The organism is Kitasatospora sp. GP30 (assembly GCF_029892145.1).
In the GTDB taxonomy this organism is placed as follows: domain Bacteria; phylum Actinomycetota; class Actinomycetes; order Streptomycetales; family Streptomycetaceae; genus Kitasatospora; species Kitasatospora acidiphila.
Window position 1 is genome coordinate 59,427 of the sequence record NZ_JARZAH010000014.1, and the last position, 13,686, is coordinate 73,112.

Sequence of the window (13,686 nt, forward strand, 5' to 3'; positions counted from 1 at the left end):
GCATTACTCCTCGGTCGAGATGAAGACGTTCTTGGTCTCGGTGAAGGCGTTCAGTGCGTCCGGCCCCAACTCGCGCCCCAGGCCGGACTGTTTGAAGCCGCCGAACGGTGTCGAGTAGCGCACCGACGAGTGCGAGTTGACCGACAGGTTGCCCGACTCCAGCTCCCGGGCCACGCGCAGCGCCCGGCCCACGTCCCTGGTCCAGATCGAGCCGGACAGCCCGTAGTCGGTGGCGTTGGCGAGGCGCACCGCGTCGGCCTCGTCGGTGAACGGCAGCACGCTGAGCACCGGGCCGAAGATCTCCTCGGTGGCCACCCGCGAGTCCGCTGCCACCGGCGCCAGCACGGTGGGCGGGAACCAGAAGCCCTTGCCGTCAGGAACCGTGCCCCGCAAGTGAACTGACAGATCGCCATCGGACAGGAAGCCCGCCACCCGGTCCCGATGGGCGGCCGAGATCAGCGGGCCCATCTCGGTCCGCTCGTCCGCCGGGTCACCCACCCGCACGCCCAGCACCGCCGGTTCCAGCAGGCTCAGGAACTCCTCGTAGACGCCCTGCTGCACCAGCAGCCGGGAGCGCGCGCAGCAGTCCTGCCCGGCATTGTCGAAGACCGCGTAGGGCGCGGTGGCGGCGGCCTTGGCCAGATCGGCGTCGGCGAACACAATGTTGGCGCTCTTGCCGCCCAACTCCAGGGTTACCGGCTTGAGTTGGTCGGCGCAGACCGCGGCGATCTCCTTGCCGACCCGAGCGGAGCCGGTGAAGACCACCTTGCGGACGTCCGGGTGGCCGACCAGCCGTCGGCCGGCCACCCGGCCGTGACCGGGCAGCACTTGCAGCACGCCCTCCGGCAGGCCGGCGGCCAGGGCGAGTTCGGCCAGCCGCAGGGCGGTCAGCGGGGTCAGCTCGGCGGGCTTGAGCACCACCGTGTTGCCGGCCGCCAGGGCCGGGGCCAGGCCCCAGGCCGCGATCGGCAGCGGGAAGTTCCAGGGCACGATGACGGCGACCACGCCCAGCGGCTCCTGGAAGGTCACGTCGATGCCGCCGGCCACCGGGATCTGCCGCCCGAACAGCCGCTCCGGCGCCGCGGCGTAGTACTCCAGCACATCGCGGGCGTTGCCGGCCTCCCAGCGGGCGTTGCCGATGGTGTGGCCGGCGTTGGCCACCTCCAGCGCGGCCAGGTGGTCCCGGTCGGCGTCCACCGCGGCGGCGAAGGCACGCAGCAGTCTGGCCCGGTCGGCCGGCGCCACCTTACGCCAACTGTCGTATGCGGCCTTGGCCTTGGCGACGGCGGCGTCGGTCTCGGCGAGGCCGGCCAGCGGCACGGTCCGGATCACCTCCTCGGTGGCGGGGTTGACCACCTCGAAGGTCGTTGCGTCGGTCGGGGTCACGCTGTCTTCTCCTCCAGGGTGTTGACCAGGGCGCGGAACAGCCGGCCGTCCGTCGGGTCGGCCTCGGGGTGCCACTGCACGCCGAGCGCGAAGCGCGCGTCGGGCAGCTCCAGGCCCTCCACCGTGCCGTCCTCGCTCCAGGCCACCGGACGCAGGCCGGTGCCGATCCGGTCCACGGCCTGGTGGTGGTAGCAGAGCACTTCGGGCCGCTCGCCGAGGATCACGCCGAGCTTGGAGCCTGACTGCACCGTCACGGTGCGGCGGTAGAACTCGCCGAGGGCGATCTGATGGGTCTCATCGCCGACTCGGTCCGGGAGGTGCTGGACCAGGGTGCCGCCGAAGGCCACATTGAGCACCTGCATGCCGCGGCAGACCGCCAGTACCGGCAGGTCGTTGTCGAGCGCACCGCGCAGCAGCGCCAACTCCCACTCGTCGCGCAGGCTTTGGGGCGCTCCGGTGCGCGGGTGCGGCTCGCTGCCGTAGCGGGCGGGGTCGACGTCCGGGCCGCCGGAGACCACCAGGGCGTCCAGCCGGTTCAGCAGGCGCTGCGGTGCCTCGCCGGGCTGCGCGGGCAGCAGCACGGCGGTGCCGCCGGCGGCGGTGACCGCGTCCACGTACTGCTGCGGGATCAGCGCGGCGGACCGCTCCCAGCCGCCCCAGGTGGCCGGTTCCAGGTAGCTGGTGATCCCCACCAGCGGCGCCCCGGTCACAGCCGCTCGAATCCGCGCCGGCGCTCCCAGTCGGTCACCGCCGCGTCGAAGGCGGCCAGTTCGACTCGGCCCGCATGGGTGTAGTGACGCACCACGTCCTTGCCGAAGGCCTGCGCGGCCGGCTCGCTCTGCGCGAAGGCGGCCACCGCCTCGCGCAGTGTGGCGGGCACCCGGGGCGCGTTGGAGGCGTAGGCGTTACCGGTGAACTCCGGTTCCAGCTCCAGCTGGTGCTCGATTCCGTGCAGCCCGGCGGCGATCAGGGCGGCAACGGCGAGGTAGGGGTTGACGTCGCCGCCGGGCACCCGGTTCTCGAACCGCAGCGAGGGGCCGTGGCCGACCACGCGCAGCGCGCAGGTGCGGTTGTCGCGTCCCCAGGCGATCGCGGTCGGCGCGAAGCTGCCCGGCACAAAGCGCTTGTAGGAGTTGATGTTGGGGGCAAGTAGCAGCGAGAACTCGGCGAGGCAGGCGAGTTGTCCGGCCAGGAAGTGCTCCATGGTGCGGGAGAAGCCGTGCGGGCCGTCGCCGGCGAACACCGGATCGCCGGTGGCGTCGCGCAGACTCAGGTGGATGTGGCAGGAGTTGCCCTCGCGCTCGTCGTACTTGGCCATGAAGGTGAGGCTGACGCCCTCCTGCGCGGCGATCTCCTTGGCACCGGTCTTGTAGACGACGTGGTCGTCGCACGTGGTCAGCGCCTCGGCGTACTTGAAGGCGATCTCGTGCTGGCCGAGGTTGCACTCGCCCTTGGCGGACTCCACGGTGAGGCCGGCGCCGGCCATCGAGTTGCGCACCCGGCGCAGCAGCGGCTCGATCCGCCCGGTGCCCAGGATCGAGTAGTCCACGTTGTACTGGTTGGCCGGGGTGAGCTCCCGGTAGTCCCGATCCCAGGCCTGTTCATAGCTGTCCTGGAACGTGATGAACTCCAACTCCGTTCCCGCATAGGCCTGCCAGCCGTATCCGGCGAGCCGATCCAGTTGGCGGCGCAGGATCTGCCGGGGCGAGACCGAGATCGGGGTGCCGTCCTGGGTGGCGAGGTCGCACTGCACCATGGCGGTGCCCGGGTGCCAGGGGATCAGCCGCAGGGTCCCGATGTCGGGCACCATCACCAGGTCGCCGTAGCCGTTCTCCCAGGAGGAGACCTCGTAGCCGTCGACCGTGTTCATCTCGACGTCCACGGCCAGCAGGTAGGAGCACCCCTCGGCGGCGTGCGGCAGCACATCGCTGAGGAAGTAGTCGGCCGCCAGCCGTTTGCCCTGCAGCCGGCCCTGCATGTCGGTGGCCGCGAGCACCACGGTGTCGATGCTTCCGTCGGCGACTCGCTCGCGGAGCTGGTCCAGCGTCAATCGGGTGCCGCTCAAGGCTGCTCCTGACTCGTCGCGGCGTCCTGGATGCGCGGTCCGGTGAACCAGTGGCGGGCCGAGGCCAGCCACCAGATCCCCGAGAAGCCCAGCACCACGGCGATCGCGACGGCGGTGTAGTTGAAGTTCCCTACGGTGATCGGGTACTTGGTGGGAAGCATGAAGAGCACGGTGATCAGCGCCGTCCAGCCGACCGCGACGATGCCGATCGGCCGGCTCCAGCGTCCCAGGTGCCATGGGCCTCGCTCGAAGCCGTCGCCCAGGCGCAGCCGCAGGTAGACCGGGATGACATAGGCCAGGTAGAGGCCGATCACCGAGACCGAGGTGACGGCCGCGAAGGCGGTGGAGTTCCACAGCGCGGGCAGCCCGAGCAGGAACGCCCCGCCGGTGCCCAGCCAGATGGCGTTGTTGGGGGTCTGGGTGCGCGGGTCGATGCGGTGCCAGAGCTTGGCGCCGGGCAGCGCGCCGTCTCGCGAGAACGCGTACACCATGCGGGAGTTGGCGGTGACCGAGGCCATCCCGCAGAAGAACTGGGCGCCGATCACGATGATCAGCAGGAGTTCGGCGCCGCTGGTGCCGAGCGCGTCCAGGAAGATCTGTGCGGGCGGCACTTGAGTGGGGGTGTTGACCTCCGGGTCGTAGTACCGGATGGCGAAGGTCAGCCCGAGGAGCAGGATCCAGCCGGCCACCAGCGAGATCGCGATCGAGTTGACGATCCCGCGCGGCCCGGACCGGGCGGCGTCCCTGGTCTCCTCGGTCATGTGCGCGGAGGCGTCGTAGCCGGTCAGGGTGTACTGGGCGAGCAGCAGGCCGAGCAGGGCCACGTAGAGCGGGTTGTGGAAGCCGGTCTCGTTGACGAAGTGCCCGAACACGAAGCCCGCCGAGGAGTGGTGGTGCGGCAGCACGGCCAGTGCGCCGACGATCAGCAGCACGCCGACCAGGTGCCACCAGACACTGACGGTGTTGAGAACGGCCACCAGCCGGACCCCGAAGCTGTTGAGCAGCCCGTGCAGCAGCAGGATCACCGCGAAGATCTCCACGGTGTGCACCGGGCTGGCGGCATAGCCGAAGCGCAGGTCGAGCAGGGCGTTGGTGAAGGTGGCGGCGCCGTAGTCGACGCTGGCGGTGACCGCGACGCCACCCATGAAGTTGCACCAGCCGGTTATCCAGCTGAACGCCGGGGCGTTGCGGCCCGCCAGTTTGGCGGCCCAGAAGTACAGGCCGCCCGCGGTCGGATAGCTGGAGCAGATCTCGGCCATCGCCAGCCCCACGCAGAGCGTCATCGCCCCGACCAGCGGCCAGCCCCAGGTGATCAGCGCGGGGCCGCCGGTGGTCATGCCGTAGCCGTAGAGGGTCAGGCAGCCGGAGAGGATCGAGACGATGGAGAAGGAGACCGCGAAGTTGGAGAAGCCGGAGAGCGAGCGGGCCAGCTCCTGGGTATAGCCCAGCTCGCGGAGTCGCTGTTCGTCGGTGGAAACATCGGCGGTGGTCGCCGGCAACACCTGTGCGGCAGGGTGGTCGGCGGCTGGATGGTCGGAGGACATGCGCACCCCTCGGGGGTTCGGTGGGGGATCCGAAACATGCGCCCACGGCACTGTGGCACCAATGGCCCGGAACCAGACCATTGACTTGCCAGGCATGCTCCCGCCTGGACAGCTGCCCCGTCAAGGGCACCTGCCGAGCGGTCACCGAGATAGCACCTGGGTACGATTCCGATGTGGACATAGCTGGCGGTGGCGACCCGCGGATGGACTGGCAGGGCGGCGCGATCTTCCGCCCGGTCCGGACCGGCAACGCCTTCGAGGAGACCGTCCAGCGCATCCTGGAGGCCGTCAAGCTCGGCATCTTCGGCTACGGCGACCGGCTGCCTCCCGAGCGGGAGTTGGCGGTCCGGCTCGGCATCAGCCGGGAGACCCTGCGCGAGGCGCTGCACTCGCTGCAGGCCGCCGGCTGCGTGGAGTCCCGCCGGGGCAGGTACGGCGGCACCTTCGTCACCTACCGGCTGCCGCCGCCCGACCTCGGCGAACTGCGCCGGGCCGTACGGGACATGGGCGCCGAGCTGGAGGACGCCCTGACCTACCGGCTGGTCCTGGAGAGCGGCGCCGCCGAACAGGCCGCCCGGCGCGGGCTGACCGAGGAGCAGCGCGGCTACCTGTGCGGCCGGCTGACCGAGTTGGAGGCCGCCGGGCCCGACGAGTACCGCCGCCTGGACTCCCGGTTCCACCTGGCGATCGCCGAGGTGACCGGCTCGCACTCGCTGGCCGCGGGCGTCGCCGAGAGCCGGATGCGGCTCAACGACCTGCTGAACGCGATCCCGGTGCTGGACCGGAACATCGAGCACTCCTCGCACCAGCACCGGGCGATGGTGGAGGCGATCCTGGCCGGCGACGTGGCCGGCGCCCGGCGCGCCACCGAGGAGCACCTGGCCGGCACCGCTGCGCTGCTGCGCGGGTTTTTGGGCTGAAGGGGCTTGGGCTGAAGGAGCATCAGCGTCCGTAACCCGGTGCCGTGTTGATGGTGCCGTTGTTGTCGTTGTTGGAGTTGGAGGAGCTGGTGACCGAGCTGCTGAGGTCGGCGCCGAGCCCCAGGATCAGGAACACCACCAGCAGCACCTTGCCCGCCATGCCGACCAGCAGCGGCCGGGTGGCCGACTGCGGGGGCTCATCGGTCGGCGGGTCGCCGAACAGCCGCTTGGGATAGGCCGAGGTGAGCATCAGGCTGTACGCGATGAACCGCATCCGATAGCGGACCAGCGCGGCGGTCGCCTCGAAGAGCGGTCGCGGGAGCCGGGCCGTGATCAGCGTCCACAGCCAGATGAAGAACGCCAGCACGAGCCAGCCGGCCCCCAGGAGACCGCTGATGATCGCGGCCGGGATCATCAGGATCAGCCGGAAGAACACCGCCGCCCGGTTGAGCTGCCCCGGCCGCACCTCGATCCGCACCGGATACTCCGGCGGCTGGCGCAGCGAGAACGGTGGATAGCGGTCGATCAGCAGGAACAGGCTGACCGTCAACCGGGCGTCGTAGCCGAGGAAGTTGGACAGGTAGCGGGCGATCGGCGCGGGCAGCTGCGCGGTGAGCAGGGCGGCGAACCAGCCGACGATGGCGGCGAAGAACGCCGCGATCGACAGCACCCAGACCACGATGAGGTGCGGGATCAGGATCAGCCACCGAAAGAGGACGGTGAGCCGGCGCTGCCGCCCCGGCTCGGGTACGTCCAGCACCGGCAGGAACTCCGGCGGCCCCGCCGCCACCGGCATCGACCAGCCGCCCGCCACCTCTGCCATGGCCGCACTCCTCACCGCTCGTGACCCACCGCTCGTGACCCACCGTTCGTGACTCACCGCTCGTGACCGGAGTCCTGCCAGCCACCGTCGCAGCAGCGGCCGCGCCCTGCATCCGCAGGCATCCGAACGGACGTCGGGCACCTGCGATCAGGGTTACGGCCCGCCGGCCGGCAGCTGCGGCCCACCGGTCAGCGGGTACGCAGCCAGTACGCGCGGGCTGCCAGGGCGAGCGACACCCCGTAGACGCCGAACGCACCGATCCCGATCCAGCCGGCGAGCAGCGCGTTGTCCACCGTGTGGAAGTCACCCGGGGCGCTGGCGGGCAGCGCCCCGACCATGGTGAGCAGCAGGTACCCGCTGCCGACCACCCCGTACGGCGCCAGGGTGGCGGCGCCGAGCACTGCCGGGGTGAGCGGCAGCCAGCGCGGCACCCGTCGACCGGCCAGCCCGAGCAGCCAGCGCGGGAACACCTCGCCCCAGGGCCGGACCAGCCCCCAGAGCAGCACCACGCCGAGCGCGGCCAGCAGGGCCGTGACGTCCAATCCCCAGGACTCCAGGGTGAGCCAGATCCCCGACGCACCGTTGCGCCGGGCGGTCGCCACCATCTCCGCGCCGCTGGCGCCCGCGAAGGTGCCGCCGGTGGCCCAGGTCAGCTTCATCACCACATAGGGCACGAAGCAGACGGTCCCAACTGCCGCCAGCAGCCTGGGCCGTCGCACCGTCAGCCACCCACTGAGGCGGGTCGGCGCGGCGGGCCGCCGTTCGCGGACCGCCTGCCAGAGCAGCAGCGTGCCGACGGCAGCGAGCGCCTGCTGCCCGGCGGCCGGCCAGCTGTCCACCTGCTCCCCCGTCAGCAGGACGATCACCTCCATCAGCAGCCCGAAGGCCCCGGCAGCGGCCAGCGCACAACCGGCGAGCAGCACACCGCGCCGTGCGGTGAGCGCGCCGAGCCCGGCCACGGCGGCCACCGCGACCACCGCCCAGTCCAGCGCGGCCGGTCCGGGGTGCGGGCCGCGCCAGAAGAGCGGTGTCCCGCGCACCGCGCAGAACAGGCCGTAGAGGCCGTAGGTCAGTGCCCAGCCGAGTACCCGCCGTGTCGATCGCATGCGCCCACGCTCGCAGTGCCGCCCCCTGGGGCACCTCCCCCTGCCCGGGGATCCCGCTCCCCCGATCGGGGGAAGCCGAGCGACCACCGTTCACACCACCCCCTAATACGCATCACAGATACCAATTGCTACCGTGTAACCGTGCGACTGACCAAGGGAACGGACATCGCCCTGCGGATCGCCATGCGTCTGGCGGTTCTGCAGGAGCAGCATCCGACCACCAGAGAGGTGGCCGCCGCAGTCGACGTGCCGTATACGCACGCGGCCAAGGTGGTCAGCCGGCTTCAGCACCTGGGAGTGGTGACGGCCCGACGCGGCAATGGCGGCGGACTGTCACTCACCCAGGCGGGACTGACCGGCTCGCTCGGGCAGTTGGTGCGGGACCTGGAGGGCGTCGGCGATCCGGTCGGCTGTGAGGACGACCCGCCGTGCCCGCTGCGCGCCGCCTGCCGGCTGCGCGGAGCGTTGCGCGGTGCCCAGGAGGCGTTCTACGCCTCGCTGGACCCGCTCTCCATCCAGGACCTGGTGGCGCCGCCGACCGGCCCGGTGCTGCTCGCACTGAGTCCGCGTCCCACCGGCTGAATCCGCCGGAACCCGGGTGGTCCCGTGCCGTCCGGCCCGGGGTGGTGTCAGCGCGCGCCCGCGCACTCGGTGCCGTCGACGCCCATTGGCGCCCGTCGGGGCCTGTCGATGCCCGCTGACGCCCGCCTATGCCGTCAAATGCGAATCTGATCTACCAGTTTGGAGCCCCCACATGCTGTCTGCCAGCGCCACGGCCACCATTCGGGCCACCCTGCCCGTCGTCGGCGGAGCCATCGGGGAGATCACCACGATCTTCTACCGCCGCCTCTTCGCCGCCCACCCGGAGCTCGAGCGCGACCTGTTCAACCGTGGCAACCAGGCCTCCGGCGCCCAGCAGCAGGCGCTCGCGGGCTCGATCGCCGCGTTCGCCTCGGCACTGGTGGAGCACCCCGACGCCCGCCCGGACGTGATGCTGAGCCGGATCGCCAACAAGCACGCCTCGCTGGGCGTGGGCGCCGAGCACTACCCGATCGTGCGGGAGCACCTGTTCGGCGCCATCGTCGAGGTGCTCGACGCGGCGGTCACCCCCGAGGTCGCCGCCGCCTGGGACGAGGTCTACTGGCTGATGGCCAACGCGCTGATCAGCATCGAGAACCGGCTCTACCAGGAGTCCGGGGTGTCGGCGGGCGAGGTCTGGCGGGAGTACCGGGTGGTGACCCGGCGCAGCGAGACGCCGCAGGTGGTGACCTTCGGGGTGCGTCCGGCCGACGGCACCGCGCTGCCCGCGACGCGCCCGGGCCAGTACGTCTCAGTGCAGGTCGAACTCCCGGACGGCGCACGGCAGATCCGGCAGTACAGCCTGTCCGGCCGCACGGACGGCGAGCTGCGCTTCACGGTCAAGCGCGACGGCGAGGTATCCGGCTTCCTGCACGACGCCGTCGAGGTCGACGGCGAGCTGCGGGTCAGCCTGCCGTTCGGTGACGTCCTGCTGGACGAGCAGAGCGACGCGCCGGTGCTGCTGGTCTCCGCCGGGATCGGGTGCACGCCGATGATCGGCATACTCGACCACCTGGTGGCTACTGGTTCACAGCGCCAGGTGATCTCGGTGCACGCCGACCGCTCGCCCGCCGAGCACGCCTTCCGTACCGACCTGGCCGAGCTGACCGCCAAGTTGCCCGACGCCGCCGCCCACGTCTGGTACGAGAGCCCGGAGGGCGACTGGCCGGCCGACCGCACCGGCCTGATCGACCTCGGCACGCTCGACCTGCCCACCGGCGCCACCGCCTACCTCTGCGGCCCGCTGCCCTTCCTGCGCGCCGCCCGCAGCCAGCTGCTGGCCGCCGGGCTGCCCGCCGCGGCGATCCACTACGAGGTCTTCGGCCCGGATCTCTGGCTCGCCGGCGCCTGATCCCGCTGCCTGCCCGACCGGCGCACGCTGGCCATCCCTGGCGCCAACTCCCCTGATGCCAGGGATGGTTGCGCGAGGGGCCGTGGCACGGTCAGCCGTCCAGCGACTCGCGGATCCGGCGCGACGGGCTGAAGGTGTAGAGCTCCAGGATGTCCGGTGGGTCCACCAGCCCCGGACCGCCCGCCTCGACCCAGGCGGTGATGTCCCGCGCGGCGTCCGGGTCGTTGACGAAGCCGAGCCAGACCGGACGGCCGCCGGCCCGCCGACCCTCACCCGACGGCTGTATGACGATCACGTTCGCGCGGTCACAGGCGTCCAGGCAGCCCACCGGCCGCACCCCGGCCACGCCCGCCAGCGAGGTGCGCAGATCGGTGAGTTGGGCCGCGTGGTCCAGGCCCGGCACCTTCGGCGTGCCGCAGCAGCAGCCCCGGCAGACCGTCACCGTGCAACGCGGCGCACCGCTGCCCGCCGCACCCGTGCGCTTGTCCGCGCCCTTGTCCGTGCCCTTGCCCTTGTCCCGACGTCCCATACCCCTGCCCAAGCTCCGCGCCATGTCCCGCCGGGAGTCTAGACGAGCGGCCACCGATCACCCCCGCCACCGATCACCCCCGCCACCGGCGCCGCCGACGCACCCGGCTCCAGAACCAGCCCGCCGGCGGCCGGTCGGAGCGCCACGGCTGCGGCTCGGGCGGCTCCCGGCGCCAGCGGGCGGCCAGCATCCGGGCCCGGCCGGACGGCTCGATCACCGGGGCCGCGCGCACGAACGCCTCGTCCAGCTCGACCTCGTCCCAGTCCCCCGACTCGCCCGGCTCACCCGGCTCGCCCCCGACCGGTTCGCCCTCGGTGGGCGGCTCCGCACTGCTCATCGGCGCACCTCTCCGGGACCAGCATCGCCGCGCTCTCCATCTCCAGGATCAACGCGCACCGGGCCGTACCGAGTGCCCCAACCGGCCTTGATAATGAATGGTTATGCCAACCAGATGTTCTAGATCTTGGACTTCTATCTGACGCTGAGCCAGAGTGGAGGACGAGCAACGCGGAAACCCGATCGACCGAGGGAGCACCCCATGGCCACGTTCGTCCTCGTCCCCGGCACCTACCACGGCGGCTGGTGGTACGGCCCGATCGCCGAGGAACTGCGCGGGCACGGCCACACCGTGCACGCACTCACCCTGACCGGCGTCGGCGAGCGCAACCACCTGCTGAACGCCTCGATCAACCTGCATACCCACATCGAGGACATCGTCCAGGCGCTCGACAACGAGGAGATCGAGGACGCGATCCTGGTCGGCCACAGCTACGGCGGGATGCCGATCACCGGGGCGGCCGACCGCCGGCCGGAGCGGATCGCGTCGCTGGTCTACCTGGACTCGTTCGCCCCGCGCGACGGCGAGTCGGAGCTCGACATCCTCCCGGCCGACTGGCGGCAGCAGACGCTGGCGGCTGCGGCCGGCAACGGCTTCGCCATGGTTCCCCCGGCGTTCCTCACCGCCAAGGACGCCCGGGTCACCTCCCACCCGCTGGCCACCAAGCTGCAGCGGATCCGGCTGACCGGTGCGCACGAGCAGGTGAACCGCCGCACCTATGTGCACTCCAGCGGGTTCGAGGGCAGCCCGTTCCTGGCCACCTACGAGCGGCTGCGCCAGGACCCGAGCTGGACGGTGGAGTCACTGCCGATCGGGCACGACATCATCCGCGACGCGCCCGACTACCTGGTGAAGCTCCTTCTCGCCCAGGTGAGTTGATCGAGCAGCGGGCGCTAGGACAGGTCCAGCTGGTACAGATGCGTCCGGTGGGTGGTCCGGTATCCGAGGGCGGCGTTCACCCGGCGCATCGCGGCGTTCTCCTCGGCGGTGTCGGTCAGCAGGCCGGCCAGCCGGGGGAACTCCGCGCGCACCGTGTCGATCTGGGCCGCCTTCAGCCAGCGCGCGATCCCGCGACCCCGGTGCTCGGGCCGCACCGCCGTGCCGTAGTGCTGGGCGTCGCCGGTCCCGTCACCGGCCAGCACCAGCTCGGTGAATCCGACGAACTCGCCGCTCGCCGTCTCTACGGCCGCCATGGTGCAGAGCAGTTCGCCGCGGGCCGCGACCGCGTCGGCGGCCGCCCGCATCCGGGGCACGTCCCAGACCACCCGGCCGAAGTCGGCCTCGCCGATCGGCATGTCGTCCATCGCCGAGCGCGCGGCCACGAAGGCCTCGGCCAGCTCGTCCGACACCATGCCGTCCCAGTGCAGCAGTTGGTAGCCGTCGGGCCCGTGGGGCACGGGCGGCGCCTCCGAGTCCAACGCCAGGCGCACGTACTCCAGAGTCGCCGCCCGCCGGAACCCGCGGTCCGCCAGGAAGGCGTCGCCGGGCGAGCCCTCCTCGACCTGGGCGATGACGCAGCGCCGCTGCTCGGCCCCGGCCGCCGCCACCACCTGCGCCAGCAAGGCGGATCCGACACCCGCCCGGCGATCGGCGGGGTGCACGGCCAACATCAGCTCGCCCAGGTGGTCCCGGCCCGCAGCGGTGGGAAGCCGCAGGAAGGCCGAGCCGATCGGGTGGCCGGCCTCGTCCTCGGCAAGCCAGGCCAGGCGGCGGCTGGTTGGCGAGGGGTCGGGGTCGGTCAGGGCGGTGATGCGCAAGAGTGCTCCAGAACGTTGGGTGACGCACGGCTGTCCTGCGGTACCCAACGGCAGGCCCACCCCGAGCGCAACTCCTTTTCCGCCCGGCCCATCTGAACCTCAGAGCCGCTGCCGCTGTCCGGTGGCGTCCGATCGCCGCACCGCGTCCAGCAGTCGGTGCAGGCGCAGCCCGTCCGTGAAGTCCGGCACCGTCCGCTCGCCGCTGCGCAGATCGGCGGCCAACCGGGCGTAGAGCTGTGCCACATGGAAGCCCTCCAGCCCGGATTCCGCCGCGCCGACCGCGAACAGCCGTGTGGGCAGTGGGAGTTCGGCGAGCTCGCCGACGATCGTGCGTGAGCCGAGCAGGCGCAGTTCGCCCATCTGGATGCCGGAGGGGCCGGCCGGTCCGGTGGATTCCAGCACCAACACCCCCTCGGTCCCGGCGAGTTCCACTCGGGTTCCGGCTCCGGCGACCTTGCCGTCATGGATGTGCGCGGAGACCACCGCACCGCCGGGCAGCGTCCCGCCGAGCAGCACCTGGTCGGGGCTGGTCACCGACACCCGCTCGCTCGTCTCGCCCACCAGGTAGGAAGTCCGACGCACGGACAACTCGGCCTGTACTCGCGCCAGTTCGCCGGTCAGGTGCTGCACGGCGTCCAGCGTGTGGCCGCCTGCCACCTCCAGGGTGCCGGCGCCGTTGGTGCGGTCCAGGGTGTAGACGGCCCACTCGGGCATCCGATCGCCCGCGCCCTTGGCGCGGCCGGAGTAGACCGTGACCGAGGTGAGTTCGCCCAGGTACCCCTCCTCGATCAGCTCGCGCGCCCGCAGCACCGCGGGCACGTAGCGGGTCTGCAGTCCGATCGCATGGTGCACGCCGGCCGCCTCGGCGGCCGAGGCCAGCGCCTCGGCCTCCTCGGTGATGCGGGCCAGCGGCCACTCGCAGTAGACGTGCTTGCCGGCGGCCAGCGCGGCCTGCACCAGCTCCAGATGGTGGGGAACCTTGACCGTGACGGCGACCAGGTCGACCTCGGGGTGCTCGGCGAGCTGCCGGGCGTCGGCGAAGGCGTGCGCCACCCCGAAGTGTGCGGCCGCCGCGCGGGCGCTCTCGATCCGGCTGGTGCCGACCGCCGTGATCTCGTAGTCCGGCAGCGATCGCAGCGCCGGGATGTGCGCCCGCTTGGCCCACCCCAGCTCCGTGTTGACCCCGATGATGCCCACCCGGATCCGCTTCTCACTCATGCTCACAGCCCCGCCCCTCGCTCTGTGTTCATATGCCCATCCGTTAAACGGACAGATCGTGTCCGCTTTCC

Annotated in this window: 14 protein-coding genes; 4 read left to right on the top strand and 10 right to left on the bottom strand. The window is 71.6% G+C overall.

The genetic code is table 11. The features are described from left to right. Nucleotides 1-3 precede the first annotated feature (3 nt). Genes P3T35_RS21025 through P3T35_RS21040 form a run of 4 tightly spaced genes read right to left on the bottom strand, consistent with a single transcriptional unit; the run spans nucleotide 4 to nucleotide 4,995 of the window. Complete coding sequence (locus tag P3T35_RS21025) at nucleotides 4-1,386, bottom strand: aldehyde dehydrogenase family protein (RefSeq protein WP_101378989.1); 1,383 nt, start codon at nucleotides 1,384-1,386, stop codon at nucleotides 4-6. Beyond that, entirely contained in the window at nucleotides 1,383-2,096 is a 714-nt protein-coding gene (locus tag P3T35_RS21030) for a gamma-glutamyl-gamma-aminobutyrate hydrolase family protein (protein ID WP_218976632.1), read from the bottom strand. The genes P3T35_RS21025 and P3T35_RS21030 overlap by 4 nt, the downstream gene beginning before the upstream one ends. After that, nucleotides 2,093-3,451 carry a glutamine synthetase family protein gene (locus tag P3T35_RS21035; RefSeq protein WP_101378990.1) on the bottom strand — a complete coding sequence of 453 codons (1,359 nt, stop codon included), beginning with the start codon at nucleotides 3,449-3,451 and terminating at the stop codon, nucleotides 2,093-2,095. Before P3T35_RS21035 ends, P3T35_RS21030 begins: the two co-directional genes overlap by 4 nt. Beyond that, nucleotides 3,448-4,995 carry an amino acid permease gene (locus P3T35_RS21040; protein WP_101378991.1) on the bottom strand — a complete coding sequence of 516 codons (1,548 nt, stop codon included), beginning with the start codon at nucleotides 4,993-4,995 and terminating at the stop codon, nucleotides 3,448-3,450. Before P3T35_RS21040 ends, P3T35_RS21035 begins: the two co-directional genes overlap by 4 nt. A gap of 173 nt (nucleotides 4,996-5,168) precedes the next feature. Between P3T35_RS21040 and P3T35_RS21045 the strand changes: the two genes are divergently transcribed. Then, nucleotides 5,169-5,915 carry an FCD domain-containing protein gene (locus P3T35_RS21045; RefSeq protein WP_348533425.1) on the top strand — a complete coding sequence of 249 codons (747 nt, stop codon included), beginning with the start codon at nucleotides 5,169-5,171 and terminating at the stop codon, nucleotides 5,913-5,915. 22 nt (nucleotides 5,916-5,937) lie between these two features. On the opposite strand, the gene P3T35_RS21050 is transcribed toward P3T35_RS21045, so the two are convergent. Further along, nucleotides 5,938-6,738 (bottom strand): DUF4389 domain-containing protein, encoded by an 801-nt coding sequence (locus tag P3T35_RS21050; protein ID WP_280707251.1) that lies wholly within the window; start codon nucleotides 6,736-6,738, stop codon nucleotides 5,938-5,940. 188 nt (nucleotides 6,739-6,926) lie between these two features. Continuing rightward, nucleotides 6,927-7,844, bottom strand: coding sequence for a hypothetical protein (locus P3T35_RS21055; RefSeq protein ID WP_280707252.1), 918 nt, complete (start codon nucleotides 7,842-7,844; stop codon nucleotides 6,927-6,929). Nucleotides 7,845-7,985: 141 nt separating this feature from the next. On the opposite strand from P3T35_RS21055, the gene P3T35_RS21060 reads away from it, so the two are divergent. Both P3T35_RS21060 and P3T35_RS21065 read left to right on the top strand, forming a co-directional pair. After that, the gene (locus P3T35_RS21060) at nucleotides 7,986-8,426 is read left to right on the top strand and encodes an Rrf2 family transcriptional regulator (RefSeq protein ID WP_101378993.1); all 441 of its coding nucleotides are present in this window, start codon (nucleotides 7,986-7,988) and stop codon (nucleotides 8,424-8,426) included. Between the two features lie 172 nt (nucleotides 8,427-8,598). Further along, nucleotides 8,599-9,774, top strand: a complete 1,176-nt coding sequence (locus tag P3T35_RS21065) for a globin domain-containing protein (protein WP_101378994.1) — start codon at nucleotides 8,599-8,601, stop codon at nucleotides 9,772-9,774. A 91-nt stretch (nucleotides 9,775-9,865) separates the two neighbouring features. Here P3T35_RS21065 and P3T35_RS21070 read toward each other — a convergent pair whose 3' ends face one another. Beyond that, on the bottom strand, nucleotides 9,866-10,303 hold the full coding sequence (locus tag P3T35_RS21070; protein ID WP_280707253.1) for a (2Fe-2S) ferredoxin domain-containing protein: 438 nt from the start codon (nucleotides 10,301-10,303) through the stop codon (nucleotides 9,866-9,868). A 73-nt stretch (nucleotides 10,304-10,376) separates the two neighbouring features. Then, nucleotides 10,377-10,640 (bottom strand): hypothetical protein, encoded by a 264-nt coding sequence (locus tag P3T35_RS21075; protein WP_101378995.1) that lies wholly within the window; start codon nucleotides 10,638-10,640, stop codon nucleotides 10,377-10,379. 201 nt (nucleotides 10,641-10,841) lie between these two features. Here P3T35_RS21075 and P3T35_RS21080 point away from each other — a divergent pair, with 201 nt between their 5' ends. After that, the gene (locus P3T35_RS21080; protein ID WP_101378996.1) at nucleotides 10,842-11,519 is read left to right on the top strand and encodes an alpha/beta fold hydrolase; all 678 of its coding nucleotides are present in this window, start codon (nucleotides 10,842-10,844) and stop codon (nucleotides 11,517-11,519) included. Between the two features lie 14 nt (nucleotides 11,520-11,533). On the opposite strand, the gene P3T35_RS21085 is transcribed toward P3T35_RS21080, so the two are convergent. Together P3T35_RS21085 and P3T35_RS21090 are read right to left on the bottom strand one after the other, a co-directional pair. Beyond that, complete coding sequence (locus P3T35_RS21085; protein ID WP_101378997.1) at nucleotides 11,534-12,397, bottom strand: GNAT family N-acetyltransferase; 864 nt, start codon at nucleotides 12,395-12,397, stop codon at nucleotides 11,534-11,536. A 99-nt stretch (nucleotides 12,398-12,496) separates the two neighbouring features. Then, nucleotides 12,497-13,615 carry a Gfo/Idh/MocA family oxidoreductase gene (locus P3T35_RS21090; RefSeq protein WP_101378998.1) on the bottom strand — a complete coding sequence of 373 codons (1,119 nt, stop codon included), beginning with the start codon at nucleotides 13,613-13,615 and terminating at the stop codon, nucleotides 12,497-12,499. Between the last annotated feature and the right edge of the window lie 71 nt (nucleotides 13,616-13,686).

Coding starts and splice junctions, on each gene's coding strand:
- P3T35_RS21080 (WP_101378996.1), top strand. CDS start 10,842: ATGGCCACGTTCGTCCTCGTCCCCGGCACCTACCACGGCGGCTGGTGG.
- P3T35_RS21055 (WP_280707252.1), bottom strand. CDS start 7,844: ATGCGATCGACACGGCGGGTACTCGGCTGGGCACTGACCTACGGCCTC.
- P3T35_RS21090 (WP_101378998.1), bottom strand. CDS start 13,615: ATGAGTGAGAAGCGGATCCGGGTGGGCATCATCGGGGTCAACACGGAG.
- P3T35_RS21065 (WP_101378994.1), top strand. CDS start 8,599: ATGCTGTCTGCCAGCGCCACGGCCACCATTCGGGCCACCCTGCCCGTC.
- P3T35_RS21075 (WP_101378995.1), bottom strand. CDS start 10,640: ATGAGCAGTGCGGAGCCGCCCACCGAGGGCGAACCGGTCGGGGGCGAG.
- P3T35_RS21070 (WP_280707253.1), bottom strand. CDS start 10,303: ATGGGACGTCGGGACAAGGGCAAGGGCACGGACAAGGGCGCGGACAAG.
- P3T35_RS21050 (WP_280707251.1), bottom strand. CDS start 6,738: ATGGCAGAGGTGGCGGGCGGCTGGTCGATGCCGGTGGCGGCGGGGCCG.
- P3T35_RS21040 (WP_101378991.1), bottom strand. CDS start 4,995: ATGTCCTCCGACCATCCAGCCGCCGACCACCCTGCCGCACAGGTGTTG.